Source organism: Streptococcus sp. CL9.43, assembly GCF_049737935.1.
Lineage (GTDB): Bacteria > Bacillota > Bacilli > Lactobacillales > Streptococcaceae > Streptococcus > Streptococcus infantis_I.
The window spans coordinates 265,830-284,029 of the sequence record NZ_JBKOTS010000003.1 but is presented as its reverse complement, the minus strand read 5'-3'; the positions used below and the strand labels follow the sequence as shown (position 1 = coordinate 284,029).

13 protein-coding genes are annotated in these 18,200 nt (G+C 40.4%); 12 read left to right on the top strand and 1 reads right to left on the bottom strand.

Annotated elements, in window-relative coordinates; all coding sequences use genetic code 11:
- Nucleotides 1-8 precede the first annotated feature (8 nt).
- The 9 genes from ACLNCS_RS06695 (at nt 9) to ACLNCS_RS06655 (ending at nt 7,603) form a co-directional block, all read left to right on the top strand.
- Entirely contained in the window at nt 9-632 is a 624-nt protein-coding gene (locus ACLNCS_RS06695; RefSeq protein WP_424847919.1) for a hypothetical protein, read from the top strand.
- 95 nt (nt 633-727) lie between these two features.
- Nucleotides 728-1,330 carry a hypothetical protein gene (locus ACLNCS_RS06690; protein WP_424847917.1) on the top strand — a complete coding sequence of 201 codons (603 nt, stop codon included), beginning with the start codon at nt 728-730 and terminating at the stop codon, nt 1,328-1,330.
- 70 nt (nt 1,331-1,400) lie between these two features.
- Entirely contained in the window at nt 1,401-2,096 is a 696-nt protein-coding gene (locus ACLNCS_RS06685) for an AzlC family ABC transporter permease (protein WP_424847915.1), read from the top strand.
- Nucleotides 2,086-2,409 carry an AzlD domain-containing protein gene (locus tag ACLNCS_RS06680; RefSeq protein ID WP_424847913.1) on the top strand — a complete coding sequence of 108 codons (324 nt, stop codon included), beginning with the start codon at nt 2,086-2,088 and terminating at the stop codon, nt 2,407-2,409. The genes ACLNCS_RS06685 and ACLNCS_RS06680 overlap by 11 nt, the downstream gene beginning before the upstream one ends.
- 102 nt (nt 2,410-2,511) lie before the next feature.
- Entirely contained in the window at nt 2,512-3,354 is an 843-nt protein-coding gene (locus ACLNCS_RS06675) for an amino acid ABC transporter substrate-binding protein (RefSeq protein ID WP_424847911.1), read from the top strand.
- A 151-nt stretch (nt 3,355-3,505) separates the two neighbouring features.
- A complete protein-coding gene (locus tag ACLNCS_RS06670) occupies nt 3,506-4,360 on the top strand; it encodes a MetQ/NlpA family ABC transporter substrate-binding protein (protein ID WP_424847909.1) in 855 nt (284 codons plus the stop codon).
- A 121-nt stretch (nt 4,361-4,481) separates the two neighbouring features.
- Nucleotides 4,482-5,855, top strand: coding sequence for a M20 family metallopeptidase (locus ACLNCS_RS06665; RefSeq protein WP_424847907.1), 1,374 nt, complete (start codon nt 4,482-4,484; stop codon nt 5,853-5,855).
- The gene (locus tag ACLNCS_RS06660; RefSeq protein WP_424847905.1) at nt 5,848-6,909 is read left to right on the top strand and encodes a methionine ABC transporter ATP-binding protein; all 1,062 of its coding nucleotides are present in this window, start codon (nt 5,848-5,850) and stop codon (nt 6,907-6,909) included. Before ACLNCS_RS06665 ends, ACLNCS_RS06660 begins: the two co-directional genes overlap by 8 nt.
- Before the next feature lies 1 nt (nt 6,910).
- Nucleotides 6,911-7,603, top strand: a complete 693-nt coding sequence (locus tag ACLNCS_RS06655) for a methionine ABC transporter permease (RefSeq protein WP_424847903.1) — start codon at nt 6,911-6,913, stop codon at nt 7,601-7,603.
- A 22-nt stretch (nt 7,604-7,625) separates the two neighbouring features.
- On the opposite strand, the gene ACLNCS_RS06650 is transcribed toward ACLNCS_RS06655, so the two are convergent.
- Nucleotides 7,626-8,198: an MptD family putative ECF transporter S component gene (locus ACLNCS_RS06650; protein ID WP_424847901.1), complete on the bottom strand. Its 573-nt coding sequence runs from the start codon at nt 8,196-8,198 to the stop codon at nt 7,626-7,628.
- A gap of 195 nt (nt 8,199-8,393) precedes the next feature.
- Between ACLNCS_RS06650 and hisS the strand changes: the two genes are divergently transcribed.
- The 3 genes from hisS to ACLNCS_RS06635 all read left to right on the top strand — a co-directional run bounded on the left by hisS (nt 8,394) and on the right by ACLNCS_RS06635 (nt 18,165).
- Nucleotides 8,394-9,671, top strand: coding sequence for a histidine--tRNA ligase (hisS, locus tag ACLNCS_RS06645; protein ID WP_424847899.1), 1,278 nt, complete (start codon nt 8,394-8,396; stop codon nt 9,669-9,671).
- A 273-nt stretch (nt 9,672-9,944) separates the two neighbouring features.
- Nucleotides 9,945-16,259: a G5 domain-containing protein gene (locus tag ACLNCS_RS06640; protein ID WP_424847897.1), complete on the top strand. Its 6,315-nt coding sequence runs from the start codon at nt 9,945-9,947 to the stop codon at nt 16,257-16,259.
- Between the two features lie 133 nt (nt 16,260-16,392).
- Nucleotides 16,393-18,165: an Ig-like domain-containing protein gene (locus tag ACLNCS_RS06635; protein WP_424847894.1), complete on the top strand. Its 1,773-nt coding sequence runs from the start codon at nt 16,393-16,395 to the stop codon at nt 18,163-18,165.
- Nucleotides 18,166-18,200 lie beyond the last annotated feature (35 nt).

Here is an 18,200-nt window from a genome sequence, read left to right as displayed (position 1 = left end):
GTAGACATATGAGATTTAAAAAAACAATTAGTATAGCACTTGCTCTAGTGGGATTGTTGCTGTCTTTAACAGCATGCCTAAATGCTCCAGAGAGACAAATACAAAGAACTCAACTAGTCATGTTTAAATCCCTTTCATTTTATATGCCTGAGAAGTCTTTTGAAGAAGTATTTGGAAAGGCTGATGAAGTAGTAGAAGAAGAGGAAATGGCCTATCGTGATACTTGGCGTGCAGAAGACCCTTATTTTTATAAAACGGGACGGCATTTCTATTACTACGAAAATATTAGCTGGAACGATTATACCGTTCGAGCGAACTTTACCTTTTCACAAATTCATATTTTGGAAGAGGCGAAGGTTTATTTTTCTGTGAGTTCCAAAGCTCAACAGAAAGAACTGGTCGACAATTTATCCCAAATTGTGAAAACAGAACTTGAAGCTCTTGCAGATTACAAATCATTGACGGTTGAAATGGTAGGAATCGATCATGATACCTATCAATATAAAGTTAAGTTACAAGGGAAAACGGGGGAACTTAGGGTTGAAGTCTCTCCGACAGAACTTGGATATCATGAAAAACCTGAAGATAAGAAATATGGGGTGAGTATAAGTCAATCTCGCAGTTATTCATAATAAACCTCGCTTTTGATACTATGGAATAAAGAGTTAGCTCAGCGTTAACTCTTTTATCTTGGACAAATGCGCGAGTTTTTTAGTATAGTAGAAATATGAGATTTAAAAAAACAATCAGTATGACGCTTGCCCTAGTGGTATTATTGCTATCTCTAATGGTTTTTCAAATGTTTCAAAAGATGCAATTGATCATGTTTGACTCTATTTCACTTAACATGCCCCTCGAATCTGTTGAAAAAGTGTTTGGAAAACCTAATGAAATAGTAGAAGAGACAGAAACAGGCTATCACAATCCTTGGCATGCAAAAGATCCCTATCTCTATAAAACCGGGCGCCTTTTCTACGACTATGAAAATTTTAAATGGAAAGGTTATAGTGGTCGCGTGATCTTTACTTTTTCAAAATCACATCGTTTACAAGGGGCTGCGGTTTATTTCCCTGTGGCGTCCAAGGCTCAACAGAAGGAAGTGCTTTATAAGATAACCCAAGATATGAAAGCAGAAATTGAAGCTCTTCCAGATTACCAGTCCATGACCACTGATACGGTAGGGCTCTATGATGACGGTTATCGCTACAAGGTTAAACTGAAAGGGCAAAAGAGAGAGCTCTGGATTGATGTCTATCCCACAGAATATGAGGATGATGACAATCCTGAGAATAATCAATATCATATTCGAATCGATCAATCTCGATGCTAGTCGCCCTAGGGTTCTTGTTTTGAACGCTTTGTGACAATAGAATGATGTATTTGTAAGAATGAGGAGGTTTATGAAAGAAAAAGGATTTTGGGAGGGAGTACAGGCTGCGATGCCGACCGCTTTAGGCTATGTCAGTATCGGCCTTGCTTGTGGGATTATCGGTTCGCCCTACGTAACACCTGTTGAGATGGGCTTGATGAGTCTCTTTGTCTATGCTGGAAGTGCCCAGTTCGCTATGATAGCCTTGATAGCAGTTCAAGCGCCTGTGGCAGCCATTGCTATGACGGTCTTTTTGATTAATCTGCGTCTCTTTTTATTGAGTTTGCATGCGTCGACCTATTTCCGTCATACTAGTCTCTGGCATAATATCGGAATGTCTAGCCTCTTGACGGATGAGACATACGGGGTCTTGATGGGAGAGCTGATTCATAGGGACAAGGTCAATCCTATGTGGATGCACGGAAACAACCTTAACAGCTATCTAGCTTGGTTTGTGGGGACAGTTGTCGGAACTGCCTTAGGTGGCCTTTTGCCAAATCCTGAGATTTTCGGTCTTGACTTTGCCCTAGTCGGAATGTTTATTGGAATTTTTACATCTCAGTTTCAGATTATGCAAAGAAGAATTCCCTTGCGCAACCTCTTTATCATTTTAGGAGTTGTCGCCCTTTCCTTCTTTATACTCTTGACAGTGGTATCTCAATCGCTAGCGGTCCTACTTGCGACACTGCTTGGATGTACAATGGGGGTGGTCTTAGATGGTCAGTAAGTATCTTTTGTTAGCCGTTATTTTTTCTGGCCTAGTGACTTGGATTCCACGAGTGATTCCCTTTGTCTTGGTCAAGTATAAGGGCTTGCCTGCTATCGTTGAGCGTTTTTTGAAATTTTTACCTGTATCTATTATCTTCGCCTTGATTCTTTCAAGTGTAGTGACAGGAAAAGTTGGAAGTTTCCCACAAATAAAGTGGTTAGACTTTCTAGCAATCTTTCCGACAGCCCTTGTCGCCTTTCGCTACCGCAATCTGGTGGGGTCGGTTATCTTTGGAGTGGTCTTGATAGCAGTCCTACGCTTGGTTTTTTAATCAGCCATAAAGAAAACCTATGGCAAATATAGAAATCATATAATGGCGCAATTACTTTTTTTCTGTTAAGATAAGACTGTATCTTATTTTGGAGGAAATATCATGAAAAAAATCGTTAAATATTCATCACTTGCTGCCCTAGGGCTTGTTGCCGCAGGTGTATTAGCAGCTTGCTCAGGTGGTGAGAAGAAAGATGCTGCATCTGGTGAAGCAACATCTGGTAAGAAAGAAATCGTTGTAGCAACTAATGGATCACCAAAACCATTTATCTATGAAGAAAATGGTGAATTGACAGGTTACGAGATTGAGCTTGTTCGTGCTATCTTTAAAGACTCAGACAAGTATACTGTCAAGTTTGAAAAGACAGAGTGGTCAGGGATTTTCCCAGGACTTGATAGTGATCGTTACCAAATGGCCGTTAACAACCTTAGTTATACCAAAGAACGTGCAGAGAAATACCTCTACGCAGCGCCAACTGCTAAAAACCCTAACGTTCTTGTTGTGAAGAAGGACGACACTAGCATCAAGTCTCTTGATGATATCGGTGGAAAATCTACTGAAGTCGTTCAAGGAACAACCTCAGCTAAACAATTGGAAGCATACAACACAGAACATGCGGACAATCCAACTATCCTTAATTATACTAAGGCAGATTTCCAACAAATCATGTCTCGTTTGAGCGATGGACAATTTGACTATAAGATTTTTGACAAGATCGGTGTAGAGACAGTTATCAAAAACCAAGGTTTGGATAATTTGAAAGTCATCGAACTCCCAAGCGACCAACAACCTTACGTATACCCACTTCTTGCCAAAGGTCAAGATGAGTTGAAATCATTTGTAGACAAACGCATCCAAGAACTATATAAAGACGGAACTCTTGAAAAACTATCTCAACAGTTCTTCGGTGGTTCTTACCTCCCAGCAGAAGCTGACATTAAATAAGTTTGTAAATCATCCATCTCTCAGAGATGGATGATTTGCAACTTTTAGGCATATAGTTTCAAACTATACGTCTGCCTATCTAATAACAATTTGCGAAATCAAATAAAGTATGAGATACTATTACGGTATTATTTTTAAAGGAGAATGAATCATGAAAATCAAAAAATGGTTAAGCGTAGCAGCGATTGCTACAGTAGCAGGCCTTACACTTGCAGCTTGCGGAAATTCAGACAAGAAAGCGGACAATACAACTACAGTTAAAATTGCGACTGTTAACCGTAGTGGTTCAGAAGAAGCACGTTGGGATAAAGTCCAAGAATTGGTTGAAAAAGACGGAATTAAATTGGAATTCACAGAGTTTACAGACTACTCACAACCAAATAAAGCAACTGCTTATGGTGAAGTAGACTTGAATGCTTTCCAACACTACAACTTCTTGAACAACTGGAACAAAGAAAACGGTAAAGATCTTGTAGCGATTGCAGATACTTATATCTCACCAATCCGCCTTTACTCAGGTAAAAACGGAGAAGAAAACAAGTACACTAAAGTGGAAGAAATCCCAGATAAGGGTGAAATCGCAATTCCAAACGATGCTACTAACGAAAGCCGTGCCCTTTACCTTCTTCAATCAGCTGGTTTGATTAAATTGGATGTTTCAGGAACTGAACTTGCTACAATCGTAAACATCAAAGAAAATCCAAAGAACTTGAAAATTACTGAATTGGATGCTAGCCAAACAGCTCGTTCATTGACATCAGTTGATGCAGCTGTTGTAAACAACACTTTTGTTACAGAAGCAAAATTGGACTACAAGAAAGCACTCTTTAAAGAGCAAGCTGACGAAAACTCAAAACAATGGTATAACATCATCGTTGCGAAAAAAGATTGGGAATCATCACCTAAAGCTGATGCAATCAAGAAAATTATCGCAGCTTACCACACTGACGAAGTGAAAAAAGTCATTGAAGAAACTTCAGATGGCTTGGATCAACCAGTATGGTAATAAACACAGGGAGGTGGGAGAGATTTTTTCCACCTCTTGCTTTTATATAGAGCCTCAAGCAAATGAAATCCACTTGTATTGATTCTAAAGGTACAAGTCCTAGTAGAAAGGTAGAGAGAAAATGGTTTTCCCTAGCCAAGAAGAACAAATTGAAAAGTTCGAAAAGGATCATGTAGCGCAACATTATTTTGAAGTTTTGCGTACCTTGATTTCTAAAAAATCAGTCTTTGCCCAACAAGTCGGCCTGAAAGAGGTGGCTCGTTATCTAGGTGAGATTTTTAAACGTGTTGGTGCAGAAGTTGAGATTGACGGGAGCTATACAGCGCCTTTTGTCATGGCACATTTCAAAAGTTCACGACCAAATGCCAAGACTATCATTTTCTACAACCACTATGACACAGTACCAGCAGATGGTGATCAAGTTTGGACCGAGGATCCTTTTACACTCTCTGTGCGTGATGGCATTATGTATGGGCGCGGGGTTGATGATGACAAGGGGCATATCACTGCTCGCTTGAGCGCTCTGAGAAAATACATGCAACATCACGATGATCTTCCAGTCAATATCAGCTTCATCATGGAAGGAGCTGAAGAGTCGGCCTCTATGGATTTGGATAAATATTTAGAAAAACATGCGGACAAACTCCGAGGTGCAGATTTATTAGTCTGGGAACAAGGAACAAAGAATGCCTTAGAACAGTTAGAAATCTCAGGCGGAAATAAGGGGATTGTGACCTTTGATGCCAAGGTTAAGAGTGCAGACGTCGATATCCATTCTAGCTATGGTGGAGTCATCGAATCAGCTCCATGGTATCTCATTCAAGCTTTGACAAGTCTTCGCGCTGCCGACGGCCGTATCTTGGTAGAAGGTTTGTACGATGATGTGCAGGAACCAAACGAACGAGAGTTAGCCTTGGTTGAAACTTATGCCCAACGCAATCCAGAGGAAATCAGCCAGATTTATGGCTTGGAATTACCACTTTTACAAGAGGAACGTACCGCCTTTCTAAAACGTTTCTTTTTTGAGCCAGCGCTCAATATCGAAGGAATTCAGTCTGGTTATCAAGGTCAAGGAGTCAAAACAATCTTGCCAGCAGAGGCTAGTGCCAAGCTAGAAGTCCGTTTGGTTCCAGGCTTAGACCCACATGATGTTTTGGAGAAAATCCGAAAACAACTAGACAAAAATGGCTTTGATAAGGTAGAATTGTACTATACCTTGGGTGAGATGAGCTATCGAAGTGACATGAGTGCACCATCTATTCTCAATGTTATTGAGCTAGCCAAGAAATTCTATCCACAGGGTGTATCTGTCTTGCCAACAACGGCTGGTACAGGTCCTATGCATACGGTATTTGATGCCTTAGAAGTACCTATGGTTGCCTTTGGTCTAGGAAATGCCAATAGCCGAGACCACGGTGGAGATGAAAATGTGCGAATCGCCGATTATTACACCCATATTGAATTAGTAGAGGAGCTGATTAGAAGTTATGAGTAGAGACATTATCAAATTAGACCAGATTGATGTGACTTTCCACCAAAAGAAAAGAACCATCACAGCGGTCAAGGATGTGACCATTCACATCCAAGAAGGGGATATCTACGGGATTGTAGGATATTCTGGAGCAGGGAAATCAACCTTGGTTCGTGTTATTAACCTTTTACAAAAACCATCTGCAGGTAGAATTACTGTTGATGATGATGTGATTTTTGATGGTAAAGAAACCTTAACTGCCGGGCAATTACGTCGCAAACGTCAGGATATTGGGATGATTTTCCAACACTTTAACCTTATGAGTCAGAAGACAGCAGAGGAAAACGTAGCTTTTGCCCTCAAACACTCTGGACTCAGTGAGAAAGATAAGAAGGCTAAAGTGGCTGAATTATTAGACTTGGTTGGTTTAGCAGACCGTGCTGAAAACTATCCTTCGCAACTCTCTGGTGGGCAAAAACAGCGTGTAGCCATTGCGCGTGCCTTGGCCAATGATCCAAAAATCTTGATTTCGGATGAGTCGACTTCAGCTCTTGACCCTAAGACGACTAAACAAATCTTGTCACTCTTGCAAGAATTGAACCGTAAACTAGGCTTGACTATTGTCTTGATTACGCATGAGATGCAGATTGTCAAAGACATTGCTAATCGTGTGGCAGTTATGCAGGATGGCCGCTTGATTGAAGAGGGCAGCGTTCTTGAAATCTTCTCAGATCCTAAGCAACCATTGACCCAGGACTTTATCTCAACGGCTACTGGTATCGATGAAGCTATGGTCAAGATTGAAAAGCAAGAAATCGTGGAGCACTTATCTGAAAATAGCATTTTGGTACAACTCAAGTATGCAGGCGCTTCTACAGATGAACCACTTCTGAATGAATTGTACAAGCACTATCAAGTAACAGCCAATATTCTCTATGGAAACATTGAAATTCTTGACGGCACTCCTGTGGGTGAGCTTGTGGTTGTTTTGTCTGGAGAAAAAGAAGCCTTGGCAAGCGCTCAAGAGGCCATCCATCAGGCTGGTGTACAACTAAAAGTATTGAAGGGAGGACAGTAAGATGGCAGACTTGATCCAAACATATTTACCAAACGTCTACAAGATGGGTTGGTTAGGCCAAGCGGGCTGGGGGACAGCTATTTACTTAACACTTTATATGACAGTTCTTTCCTTTATCATTGGAGGATTCCTAGGACTAGTTGCAGGACTTTTCCTCGTCTTAACTGGACCAGGTGGCGTCTTAGAAGATAAATTCGTCTTTTGGGTTTTGGATAAGATTACCTCAATCTTCCGTGCGGTTCCTTTTATCATTCTCTTGGCTGTCTTGTCACCCTTCTCTCATTTGATCGTAGGGACAAGTATCGGGCAAAATGCGGCTATTGTACCTCTTTCTTTTGCAGTTTTTGCCTTCTTTGCTCGTCAGGTTCAAGTAGTGTTATCAGAGCTTGATGGTGGTGTCATTGAGGCGGCTCAAGCAAGTGGAGCGACATTCTGGGATATCGTAGGAGTTTACCTATCAGAAGGACTTCCAGACTTGATTCGCGTGACGACTGTAACCTTGATTTCACTAGTCGGTGAAACAGCTATGGCGGGAGCAGTTGGGGCTGGAGGTATCGGTAACGTAGCTATCGCTTATGGTTTTAACCGTTACAATCACGATGTGACTATTCTTGCAACCCTCATCATTATTTTGATTATCTTTACTATCCAATTTTTGGGAGATTTCTTGACCAAGAAATTAAGTCATAAATAAAAAAGAGCCAGATGGCTCTTTTTTATGATGTTTTATGTGCTAATTTTTTGCTCAATGCTTGTCCAATCAGGGCACCAAGTAAAGCACCGATGAGAACACTTGTGATAAAGAGGAGGATATTAGCAGGATTCGGTGCAACCATAATGCGATCGATATAGTCCTGAGATTTTCCACGAGCGACTAGAGTTGCGATATAGGCTTGAGGGGTCAACCACATGAGTAGAATGGGACCAGTAGTGCTAAAAGCAAAAACTAGAAAGGAAAGAAGGTTTTTAACCTTATCCTTGTAATGTCCTAGGTGAGCGATGCCATCTGCTGCAAGACCGCAGATAATACCTGGCAGAAAGGCTCCGGCACCATGCTTACTCCCGAGGAAAAATAGAGAAATCACAAGTCCTATCGAAGTAATCGCTCCAAAACGAGGCACTTTTGCTAAAAGGATCATATAGACGCTACCGCCCACAAGAGCAGAAAAGGCAGGGGCGTAAAACATATTTCCAGTGTGGTCGACAAGGTTCCCTAGTAGAACCCCCACTCCGATACAGAGAAAGTAGACAAGGGCAGCAACAAGGGTTGTAAAAATATTCTTTTTCATAAGTTCTCCTTCGTATATCTGATGGTATTCATTGTATCATGCATGGCTCAGATTGTAAATGCTAGTTAAAATCAGGTATTTGGGTGGAAATGATAACAACCGTGTATGATCAAAGCTATTTCTTTACTCCTCCGACTGTCCCAATCCTTTCATTTATGGTAAAATAGGACTATTAAGTTAGAAAGAGGATTCTCTATGAAATTACAAAAACCAAAAGGAACGCAGGATATTTTACCTGCTGAGTCTGCCAAGTGGCAGTACGTTGAAGGCTTTGCGCGTGAAATCTTCAAACGCTACAACTACGCAGAAGTACGTACCCCTATTTTCGAGCACTACGAAGTCATTAGTCGTTCCGTTGGAGATACAACTGATATCGTAACCAAGGAAATGTACGATTTTTACGACAAGGGAGATCGCCATATTACCCTCCGTCCAGAAGGAACTGCTCCAGTCGTCCGCTCTTATGTGGAAAACAAACTCTTCGCACCAGAAGTGCAAAAGCCAAGCAAGTTCTACTACATGGGGCCAATGTTCCGCTATGAGCGCCCACAAGCAGGTCGTTTACGCCAATTCCACCAGATTGGTGTGGAGTGCTTTGGCTCTAGCAATCCAGCTACCGATGTAGAAACGATCGCTATGGCAGCTCACTTCTTGAAAGCAATTGGTATTCAAGGTGTCAAACTGCACCTCAACACCCTTGGAAATCCTGAAAGCCGTGCGGCTTACCGTCAGGCCTTGATTGACTATTTGACACCGCTCAAGGAGACCTTGTCTAAGGATAGCCAACGTCGTTTGGAGGAAAACCCTCTTCGTGTCTTGGACTCGAAGGAAAAAGAAGACAAGGAGGCAGTGGAGAATGCACCATCTATCTTGGATTACCTGGATGAAGAAAGCCAAGCCCACTTTGATGCTATTCGTCAGATGTTGGAGAATCTAGGAGTAGACTATATCATCGATACCAATATGGTGCGTGGTCTGGACTACTACAACCACACCATTTTCGAGTTCATCACAGAGATTGAGGGCAATGACTTAACAGTCTGTGCAGGTGGTCGTTACGATGGCTTGGTTGCCTACTTTGGCGGTCCTGAGACTGCTGGCTTTGGCTTTGGACTTGGTGTAGAGCGTCTTCTTTTAGTCCTTGAAAAACAAGGAGTGGCCCTACCTATCGAAAACGCTCTCGACGTCTATATCGCTGTTCTTGGTGAAGGGGCTAACCTGAAAGCTTTGGAGTTGGTACAAACTCTTCGCCAACAAGGCTTCAAAGCGGAGCGTGATTACCTCAATCGTAAACTTAAAGCTCAGTTCAAGTCAGCAGATGTTTTTGGAGCTAAGGCTCTTATCACTCTGGGAGAGAGCGAAGTCGAAAGTGGACAAGTCAAGGTTAAGAACAACCAAACTCGAGAGGAAGTAGAAGTTTCGCTTGAAACTATTAGCAAAAACTTCTCGGAAGTATTTGAAAAATTAGTATAAAAGAACCAAAAAAGCTAGGGAAAAACTCCTAGCTTTTTTGAATAAAAAGTACCAAAAAGACACAAATATTAGAAAAAATAGCAAATAAAAGGTGTTAGTTGGATAAATCAAAATTTTGGTTAAAATTTATTGACTTTCCCTCGTGGTCACTGTATTATTGTATAGAATAGAATGAATATATTGCGCCCTAATTTAGGTATGATAAAAATATTTATGCATAATTCAAATCTTATAAAGAGATGATGGCTAAATGAGAATTTGGAGAAAAAGGAAATGAATATTAAAAAATCAACAAAATATTCACTATTGACAATTGGGATTTTAACTACCTTCCAATTAAGTCAAGTGCATGTCAAAGCTGATACAATTGATTTTTTAAATAATACAGTTGTTCAAAATCAGGATGAAAAAGACACTTCATTAAATAAGAACTTAAATGAAAAGAGTGCAACTACTGCTACAGACAAGAAAGAGGCGATAACTAATGAGGGTAAGTCTGCAGTTTTAACGCCAGAAGACTCTACTACTACAACGGAAGTGGCAGAAAAGGAAGCAGACAAGGCTCCTGCTGAGAAGGAAGTTGCTGGAGAGAAACCAGCAACAGAACAACCTGTCCAAGAGAAACCACATGTAGAACAAGCAGATAAAGAAAAGTCAGATAAAGGGGGAAAAGAGCAACCAGAAGCTGAGAAGAAAAGCAAAGCAGAAACATCAGTTGCTGAGGGGGATAAGAAATTATCCGATGCTTCTAAAGAGAAAACTCAAGAGGCATCTACAATCCCTAAAGTTCGTCGCAGAAGAGCTGCTGCTAGCAATACAAAAGTATATGAAGATGCAACATACGGTAAGTATGTAAAAGCTACGGATTTCGGATTAGATACAACAGGTAAGGTTGAAGCAAGTGATTCTCTTCAAAAAGCTCTGAAAGCAGCCAATGAGGTCGAGGGAGGAGCTGCCGTAATGGTTTCAGGGAATGTCCTCTTGAAGAAAACCTTGGTTATCGATGAGAACTATGCCAATGTAAAAGGTTTGATTGGTAGTGGTCCAAGTCGTAACAATACAAAAATTGTGTTTAACAAAAAGCAAGATGGAGAGCACGATCCTGAAACAAACTTGACGGATAACCGTTACGAGTCTGCGGTCCTCATTCAAAATCAGAATAACTTTACTGTAGGCCGCTTAACTGTTGAGCACGCCTATGATTCATCAGACTACACTAAGGATAATGAGTTTTACCGTAAAGGAAAATCTTACTTTGGGCGTTCAAACGGTATCTACGTAAACGATTCTTCAAATGTTACGATCAATGATGTTCGTGCTATGAAATTCAACAGAGCCGGTGTCTTCTTTAGTTCAAGCAAGGCGACAGCTCAAGAGTATGATGCTAGCGGTAGACCAATCCGTTACAGCAGTATCTCTGAGAAGGTTTCAAATGAAGTCAAGTCTATTGGAGATCCAGATGTTCCTATCATGGACGGTAACAAGGTAACCAACTCTTTCCTTCATAACAACCGTGTTGCTGGTGTTATGTTCGGTTACCAACGTAATTTTGTGGTAGACAATAATATCCTGTCATACAACGGTCATGTGTTGGACGGTGGTACTGGATATGGTGCTGCCTCAATGGCAGGGTCTTATAATGATGGCATTACCTATACTGGAAACTATACAAACTACAACTACCGTAAAGGCTTGGATATTCACGACGGGAATAAGATCCTCATCGAAAACAACGTCTCGCTTGGAGACCGTTTGAATGGTATTGAGGTCTATAACCGTGCCAATCCAATGACAGATGTCATTATTCGTAACAACAAGGTAACACAAGATCCAAACTCTAAGTTGGAAAACGATGATGATGATCCAGCTCGTTACCGTGGTTACACAGCCATCTCTATCCTGACAAATGAGAAAAACCATAAATGGACCAAACCTCTTGATAAAGGTCGTTATGTCATTTCAAATAACACCATTGAAGGTTTAACAAAATCATTTGAAAATGGACAACTAGGAACATTTGGTATTCTCTTTAGAAACAACGAAAGTTCAAATGATTATAGCCTAAACATTGAAGGAAACACCATCACTGGTGATTCGACAGACTATATCATCTCTGTCAACAACAATACTGCTCAAGCATCTAGAGGTGTTGAAGGTGGCGGTTCAGGTGACATCACTATTTCAAGAAACAAGATTGAAGTAGATGACATCAAGCAGTTACCGATTTACATCAATGATGATACAACTTATGTAGCAAGTGTTATTGACCGTACTACTGGAAAACGTGTCAACAAGGTTACAAAAGTACCATTTACTAAGACTAGAGGAAGTATCAATATTGACAACAATGAGTTGACTGTATCGAAAATTAAATCAAGATGGAAGAATGCGGTCGCTATTGAAAGTACAAACGCAGCTTCTATTGATGTCAATAGCAATACCTTCAAGTATAAAGACAATGAGCCATGGCAACGTTACGATGTCACTCGTAAAACAGACGGAGCAGTTATCAAAGACTTGATGCAAGCTTTCTTTGGTATCAACCGTCTCAACGATAGTGTTAAAGTAACAGCAACAGACAACAAATTCATCGCAGACACACCAAACAAAAATGGTTTCTTTAGACTATACAATGGGGAATGGGTGAACTTGAATGCTAAGAGTAAGAATGTCTTCCTAGGACGTAACACTCTAGACGGCAAACCATTAGCTCCAGTGGATATCGTTGGTGATAAAACGGTTGAAACACTTCGTACAACGACAATAACAGAGTACATCATCGAAACTCGTGAGACAGACGAGCTTCCTATCGGATTTAAGGAGACTGTTCAAAAAGGTATCGCTGGTAAGAAAGTTAATGTATACAAGATTACCAAAGTTGGTGATACAGTAGTAGGACGTCAGATCATTTCTGAAGAAACAATTCTTGAACCTACAAAAGAGATTATCTTGATTGGTACAGCGACAGAAACCTTTGAAACTGTCTCTGAGAAAGAAACGGTCGAATACGATACAGAGGTTAGAACGGATCCAACAAAACCAAAGACTTACCAATTTGAAAATCAAGCTGGTAAGAACGGTTCTGTTGAAAAGACTTACCAAATCAGAAAACTGAATGGTAAGGAAGCTGGTAAGACTTTGACGTCTGAAAAAGTGATTGATCAACCAGTTAAACGTATTATCACAGTTGGTAGTGCAGTAGAAAAAGTAGAATACACTACTGAAATCAAAGATGTAGACTTTGAAACTGTCATCGAATATGACTACACGAAACCAAAAGGTTACGAAGAAGTCCGTCAAGACGGTGAGAAAGGTCGAATTGAAAAGCAATACAAACTGACTTACCTCAATGATGAACTTGTTGACCGTGCCTTGGTCAATGAAAACACCCTCAAAGAGAAGAAAGACAAGATTATTGTTAAAGGTCTGGGTGTGGTTGTCTCAGTCAGATCCGTAGTTGTTGCCGAAGAAAAAGACTTCAACAAGGTCATTGAAAAAGACGAAACCCAACCTGAGGGTTACAACAAGGTTACTCAAGTGGGTTCCCCAGGGGCAATAACAATAACCTATGAAGTCACCTATGAGGACGATATTGAAGTTGCTCGCAAGGAACTTTCGAAAGTGGAAGATCCAAAAGCGATTGATGAAATCACTGTAATCGGAACTTCTAAAATGACAGAACGTACAGTGGATGAGCAGATTGATGTTTCGTTTAAGACAATCTATATCGCTGACAATACACTTCCGGCAGGTGAAAGTGTTGTCGAGGAAGAAGGTAGTCCTGGACAAATTATCCGAACATTCTTGGTAAGCTATAAGAATGGTAATGAGATTAGTCGTACTATCGTTTCGGAACACAAGGTTACAGATGCTGTCAATCGTGTCGTCCGTGTCGGTAATTCAACACCTATTGTTGAGACAACGGAACTTGTAGAAGAAACAGAAGTAATTGACTACAATACTGTTGAGGAATTTACAGACCAACTTCCTTCAGGAACAACTAAGATTATTCAGCCTGGTAAGAAGGGGCAAAAGACAAGTCGCTACTCTGTAACTAAGGTGAACGGTGAAGAAACTTCTCGAACATTTGTTGAATCTAACATCACTATAGAGCCTGAGGATAAAATCATCCAAGTAGGAACTCGTGTTAAAGAGGTTAGAGAATCAAGTGAGTCAAGTCCAATTCCATACACTGTAATAGTTCGCAAAGATATTACGAAACCAATTGGTTATAAGGTCGTGGAAGTTGAAGGTCAAGACGGAGAACAATCAGATCTCTATAAAGTTACCTATATCAACGGAGCAGAAACAAAACGCGAACATCTTAAGACAACAGTTGTTAAAGAAGCTATCAATAGGGTCATCGTCGAAGGTGCAGGCGTGGAACGAACTCTCTTAGAGATTCAAGAAGATAAAGTCGCCAGCACAACTGAGTATCGTAATGATGATACTCTTCCAGAAGGTGAAACAAAAGTTGTTCAGGTTGGTGAGGAAGGTCTCCTTCGCAAGACAATCGAAAAACAATACTTCAATGATGAATTGCGTTCTACGAAATTGGTAGACAGCAAACTGATTAAAGAAGCAACTCCAACTATCATCTTAGTAGGTACAAAACATGTACCGACGATCAAGGTAGAACAGGATACACAAACTGAGAAGATTGCCTATAAGACTCAAAAAATCGAAGATCCTGACCTACCAAAAGGAGAGACCAAGGTAGTTCAAGTAGGGCAAAATGGAATCATAGAAAAAGTTTACCAACTAACTTACAAAGATGGAGTCTTAATCAAGACAGACTTGATCAGTAGCAAGGAAGTTCAGAAAGTCCAAGATGAGATTATCCATATCGGTACTCAAGTCACTGAAACTGAGGAAATCAACGCAACAAGTCCAATTCCATACAATGTTATTATCCGTAAGGATAAGACCAAGCCAGTTGGATACAGCTTTGTTGAAGTAGAGGGCCAAGAGGGAATTCAAACAGACTACTATCAAGTAACTTACGTCAATGGCAAGGAAACTAAGCGTGAACACCTCAGAACAGTCATTACAGCTCAACCTGTCAATAAAGTCCTAGTTGAAGGTTCTGGTATCGAACGCACAATCTTCGAAATTCAAGAAGAGAGAATCACAAGATCAACGGTATTCCGTAATGATGACACTCTTCCAGAAGGTGAAACGAAGATTATCCAAGAAGGTCAAGATGGTCTAATCCATAAGACAATCGAGAAGCAATACTTCAATGATGAAGAACGTTCTTCAAGACTAATCGAAACTAAAGTTGTCAGAGAAGCAGTTCCAACCATCATTTTAGTCGGAACAAAACATGTTCCAAATATTACAGTCAAGCAAGAAACTAGAACCGAGGAAACTGATTTTAGAACTGTGACTGTTATAGATGAAAGTTTGCCGAAGGGTGAACATAAACTTGTTCAAGAAGGTCGTGCAGGTCTAGTTGAAAAAGTCTATCAACTAATCTACAGAGATGGTGTTCTGGTCAAGACCGATTTGATTAGCGTCAAGGAGTTACGTCCAGCTCTAGAACAGATCATCCATATCGGTTCTCAAATTACTGAAACTAGGGAAATCAGCACAACAAGTTCAATTCCTTACAATATCATCGTTCGTGAGGACAAGACTAAGCCTGTTAGCTACCGTCTGGTCGAAGTAGAGGGCCAAGAAGGAACTCAAACAGACTACTATCAAGTAACCTATGTCAATGGTAAAGAAACTCAACGTGAGTATCTAAGAACTGTGATCACGACTCAACCTGTCAACCAAGTTCTTGTGGTGGGTACTGGAGTTGAGCGTACAGTCCTAGTAACTGAGGATGAGGTCATTACTCATCAAACAGAATATCGCAATGATGATAGCTTACCAGAAGGTGAAACTAGAGTCTTCCAAGAAGGTCAAGATGGACTCATCCATAAGACTTTTGAAAAATACTACTTCAATGATGAAGAACGTTCTGCAACATTGGTTGATACGAAAGTTATCCGAAAAGCAGTAAATCGTGTTATTTTGATAGGGACAAAACGAATTCCTACTATTACACAAGAGGAACTCATCCAAGTAGAAGAAATTGACTTTGAGAAACAAATAGTTGAAAATCCTAAGTTTGCTAAAGGTACACAAATTCTTCTACAAAAAGGTAAACCAGGAAAACGTCAATATATGTATCGTTTGACTTTGCAGAATGGAGTTGTGATTAAGAAAGAATTGCTTGGCTCAGAAGTCTTAGAAGAACCACAAACAGAGATTATTGAAATCGGAACACTGGTTGAAAAACCACAGGCTCACATCCCTGAGTTTCAACCACTGGTTGAGAAGCCAGAATTGAAACCCGAATCGAAACCAATGGTACCAGCCGATAAGGTTATCCCAGCAATTCCAACTCTTAAACAGGAGGAGGAAATGAAGCCATTAGCAGTTTCAGCTCAAGAACCTCAAACAGCTGAAGCGCCAGTTGTCCAAGACCAGCTCCTACCAGAGACTGGAGAACAGTCAAACTGGTGGTTAAGTCTTATTGGAATTCTGATGATGTTCTTAACATTTATTGGTCTCAGTGATAAAAAATCCGACCATTGAAGACTATTTTTATATAAAAAGTTAGGAAACTGAACATTTTTGGAAGGAAAAGTGGAATATTATAAAAAATAGCTTGTAAACGAATTCAAAAAATGCTATGATACATTTGATTAATTAAAAGGAGTTTATTGTGATGAAGAATTCACAACTTAGCACTACGCGTATTTTAGCGATGTTAAGTATCTTAGTTCTTTCATTGGCGACACTGACGACAGTTTTCGCTACTGAAGTAACTCAATATACTATGCACACAGAAGTTAAGGTTGATGGTAAACCTATAACTGCGGACAAAAAGATTACGACTGGTCGTGTCTTGGAGGCAACAAATAGCCTTACTTTCCCAGACTCACAAAAGATCAATGCTGGGGATACTTTGACTTTGGACCTTCCAAAAGAATTGGAACTTGTTACTAAACTTGAATTCCCAATCCTTCACAGTAGCGGTGAAAAGGTTGGTGATGCCGTAACGGATCCAAAAACTGGTAAAGTAACCATTACTTTCACGGACTACTTCTCTAAAAACTACAAAGACAAAGTCATGGCTTTGAAATACTCAGTTCGTCCGAACGCAACAAATTTGAAAGAATCTGGTAAGTACACATTTAAGTTTGGTGAAGAAACTTACAATGTAACCTATGAGCAATACGTAGGTACTCCAGGTGACTATGAGTACAAATATGGTTACCAAGACAAAGAAAACCCTAAACGTATCAAATGGCGTATCCTTTTGAACGCTGTTCAAGATAAAATGGATAATATGGTTATCGAAGATGACTTCAGCGATCATGGTCAAGTTCTTGTAGAAGGTACATTGCGTGCAGTTCGTTATCCAAAACAACCAAACAGAATCCAAAATGAAAATGAACTCTTCAAGTTGACTCCAGATGATAACTTCACTAAGACAGCTCAATTTACAAGAAATGCAGCAGGTCAAATCACAGGATTCAAATTTGAATTAAAAGAAGTTTGGGGATGGCCAATTTGGATTGAGTATTCAACAGAACTTACAGAAGACCTTCCAGCAAAAACTAAAGTAGCTAACACATTGAAGTGGAAAGCAACTAACTTCCCTGATGAACGTACTATCACTAAACAAACTCGTTTAGAGACTGGTTCAGGTGAAGGTAGCGGTGATAAGACTACTACAACAACAACTACAACCACTACAACAACAACTACAACAACAACTGAGGCCCCAACAACAACAACTGAGGCTCCAACAACAACAACGGAAGCTCCGACAACAACAACGGAAGCTCCGACAACAACAACGGAAGCTACTACAACAACAGAAGCTACTACAACAACAGAAGCTACTACAACAACGGAAGCTACTACAACAACAGAAGCTACTACGACAACAGAAGCTACTACAACAACAGAAGCTACTACGACAACAGAAGCTACTACAACAACGGAAGCTACTACGACAACAGAAGCTACTACAACAACAGAAGCTACTACGACAACAGAAGCTACTACAACAACAGAAGCTACAACAACAGAAGCTACTACAACAACACCGACAACAGAGTCAACGACTGTAGCCCCAACTACAACAACAACGACAACAGAGTCAACAACAGTAGCCCCAACTACAACTACAACAACAGTAGCCCCAACTACGCCACCATACCCATATGTTCCAAATGATGGAAACGGTGGTGGTAACGGCGGCACAACAACAACAGAAGCTCCTTCAGAAGTTACAACAACAACTGAGGCTCCAACAACAACAGAAGCTCCAAAAACGACTGAGGCTCCAAAACATGCAGATACAACGACTACAACAGAAGAAGGACCAACTCTTCCATTTACTGGTGAATCTACAAGCCTAGTACTTGTATTGGCAGGTGTGGTAATCTTGTCAGGTACTGTAGTAATGAAACGTAAATTTACTAAATAATATTAGATAAATTTCTTTAGAGAGGAGAGAGCATT

Coding starts and splice junctions, on each gene's coding strand:
- ACLNCS_RS06635 (WP_424847894.1), top strand. CDS start 16,393: ATGAAGAATTCACAACTTAGCACTACGCGTATTTTAGCGATGTTAAGT.
- ACLNCS_RS06695 (WP_424847919.1), top strand. CDS start 9: ATGAGATTTAAAAAAACAATTAGTATAGCACTTGCTCTAGTGGGATTG.
- hisS (WP_424847899.1), top strand. CDS start 8,394: ATGAAATTACAAAAACCAAAAGGAACGCAGGATATTTTACCTGCTGAG.
- ACLNCS_RS06690 (WP_424847917.1), top strand. CDS start 728: ATGAGATTTAAAAAAACAATCAGTATGACGCTTGCCCTAGTGGTATTA.
- ACLNCS_RS06640 (WP_424847897.1), top strand. CDS start 9,945: ATGAATATTAAAAAATCAACAAAATATTCACTATTGACAATTGGGATT.
- ACLNCS_RS06670 (WP_424847909.1), top strand. CDS start 3,506: ATGAAAATCAAAAAATGGTTAAGCGTAGCAGCGATTGCTACAGTAGCA.
- ACLNCS_RS06665 (WP_424847907.1), top strand. CDS start 4,482: ATGGTTTTCCCTAGCCAAGAAGAACAAATTGAAAAGTTCGAAAAGGAT.
- ACLNCS_RS06680 (WP_424847913.1), top strand. CDS start 2,086: ATGGTCAGTAAGTATCTTTTGTTAGCCGTTATTTTTTCTGGCCTAGTG.
- ACLNCS_RS06685 (WP_424847915.1), top strand. CDS start 1,401: ATGAAAGAAAAAGGATTTTGGGAGGGAGTACAGGCTGCGATGCCGACC.
- ACLNCS_RS06675 (WP_424847911.1), top strand. CDS start 2,512: ATGAAAAAAATCGTTAAATATTCATCACTTGCTGCCCTAGGGCTTGTT.
- ACLNCS_RS06660 (WP_424847905.1), top strand. CDS start 5,848: ATGAGTAGAGACATTATCAAATTAGACCAGATTGATGTGACTTTCCAC.
- ACLNCS_RS06655 (WP_424847903.1), top strand. CDS start 6,911: ATGGCAGACTTGATCCAAACATATTTACCAAACGTCTACAAGATGGGT.
- ACLNCS_RS06650 (WP_424847901.1), bottom strand. CDS start 8,198: ATGAAAAAGAATATTTTTACAACCCTTGTTGCTGCCCTTGTCTACTTT.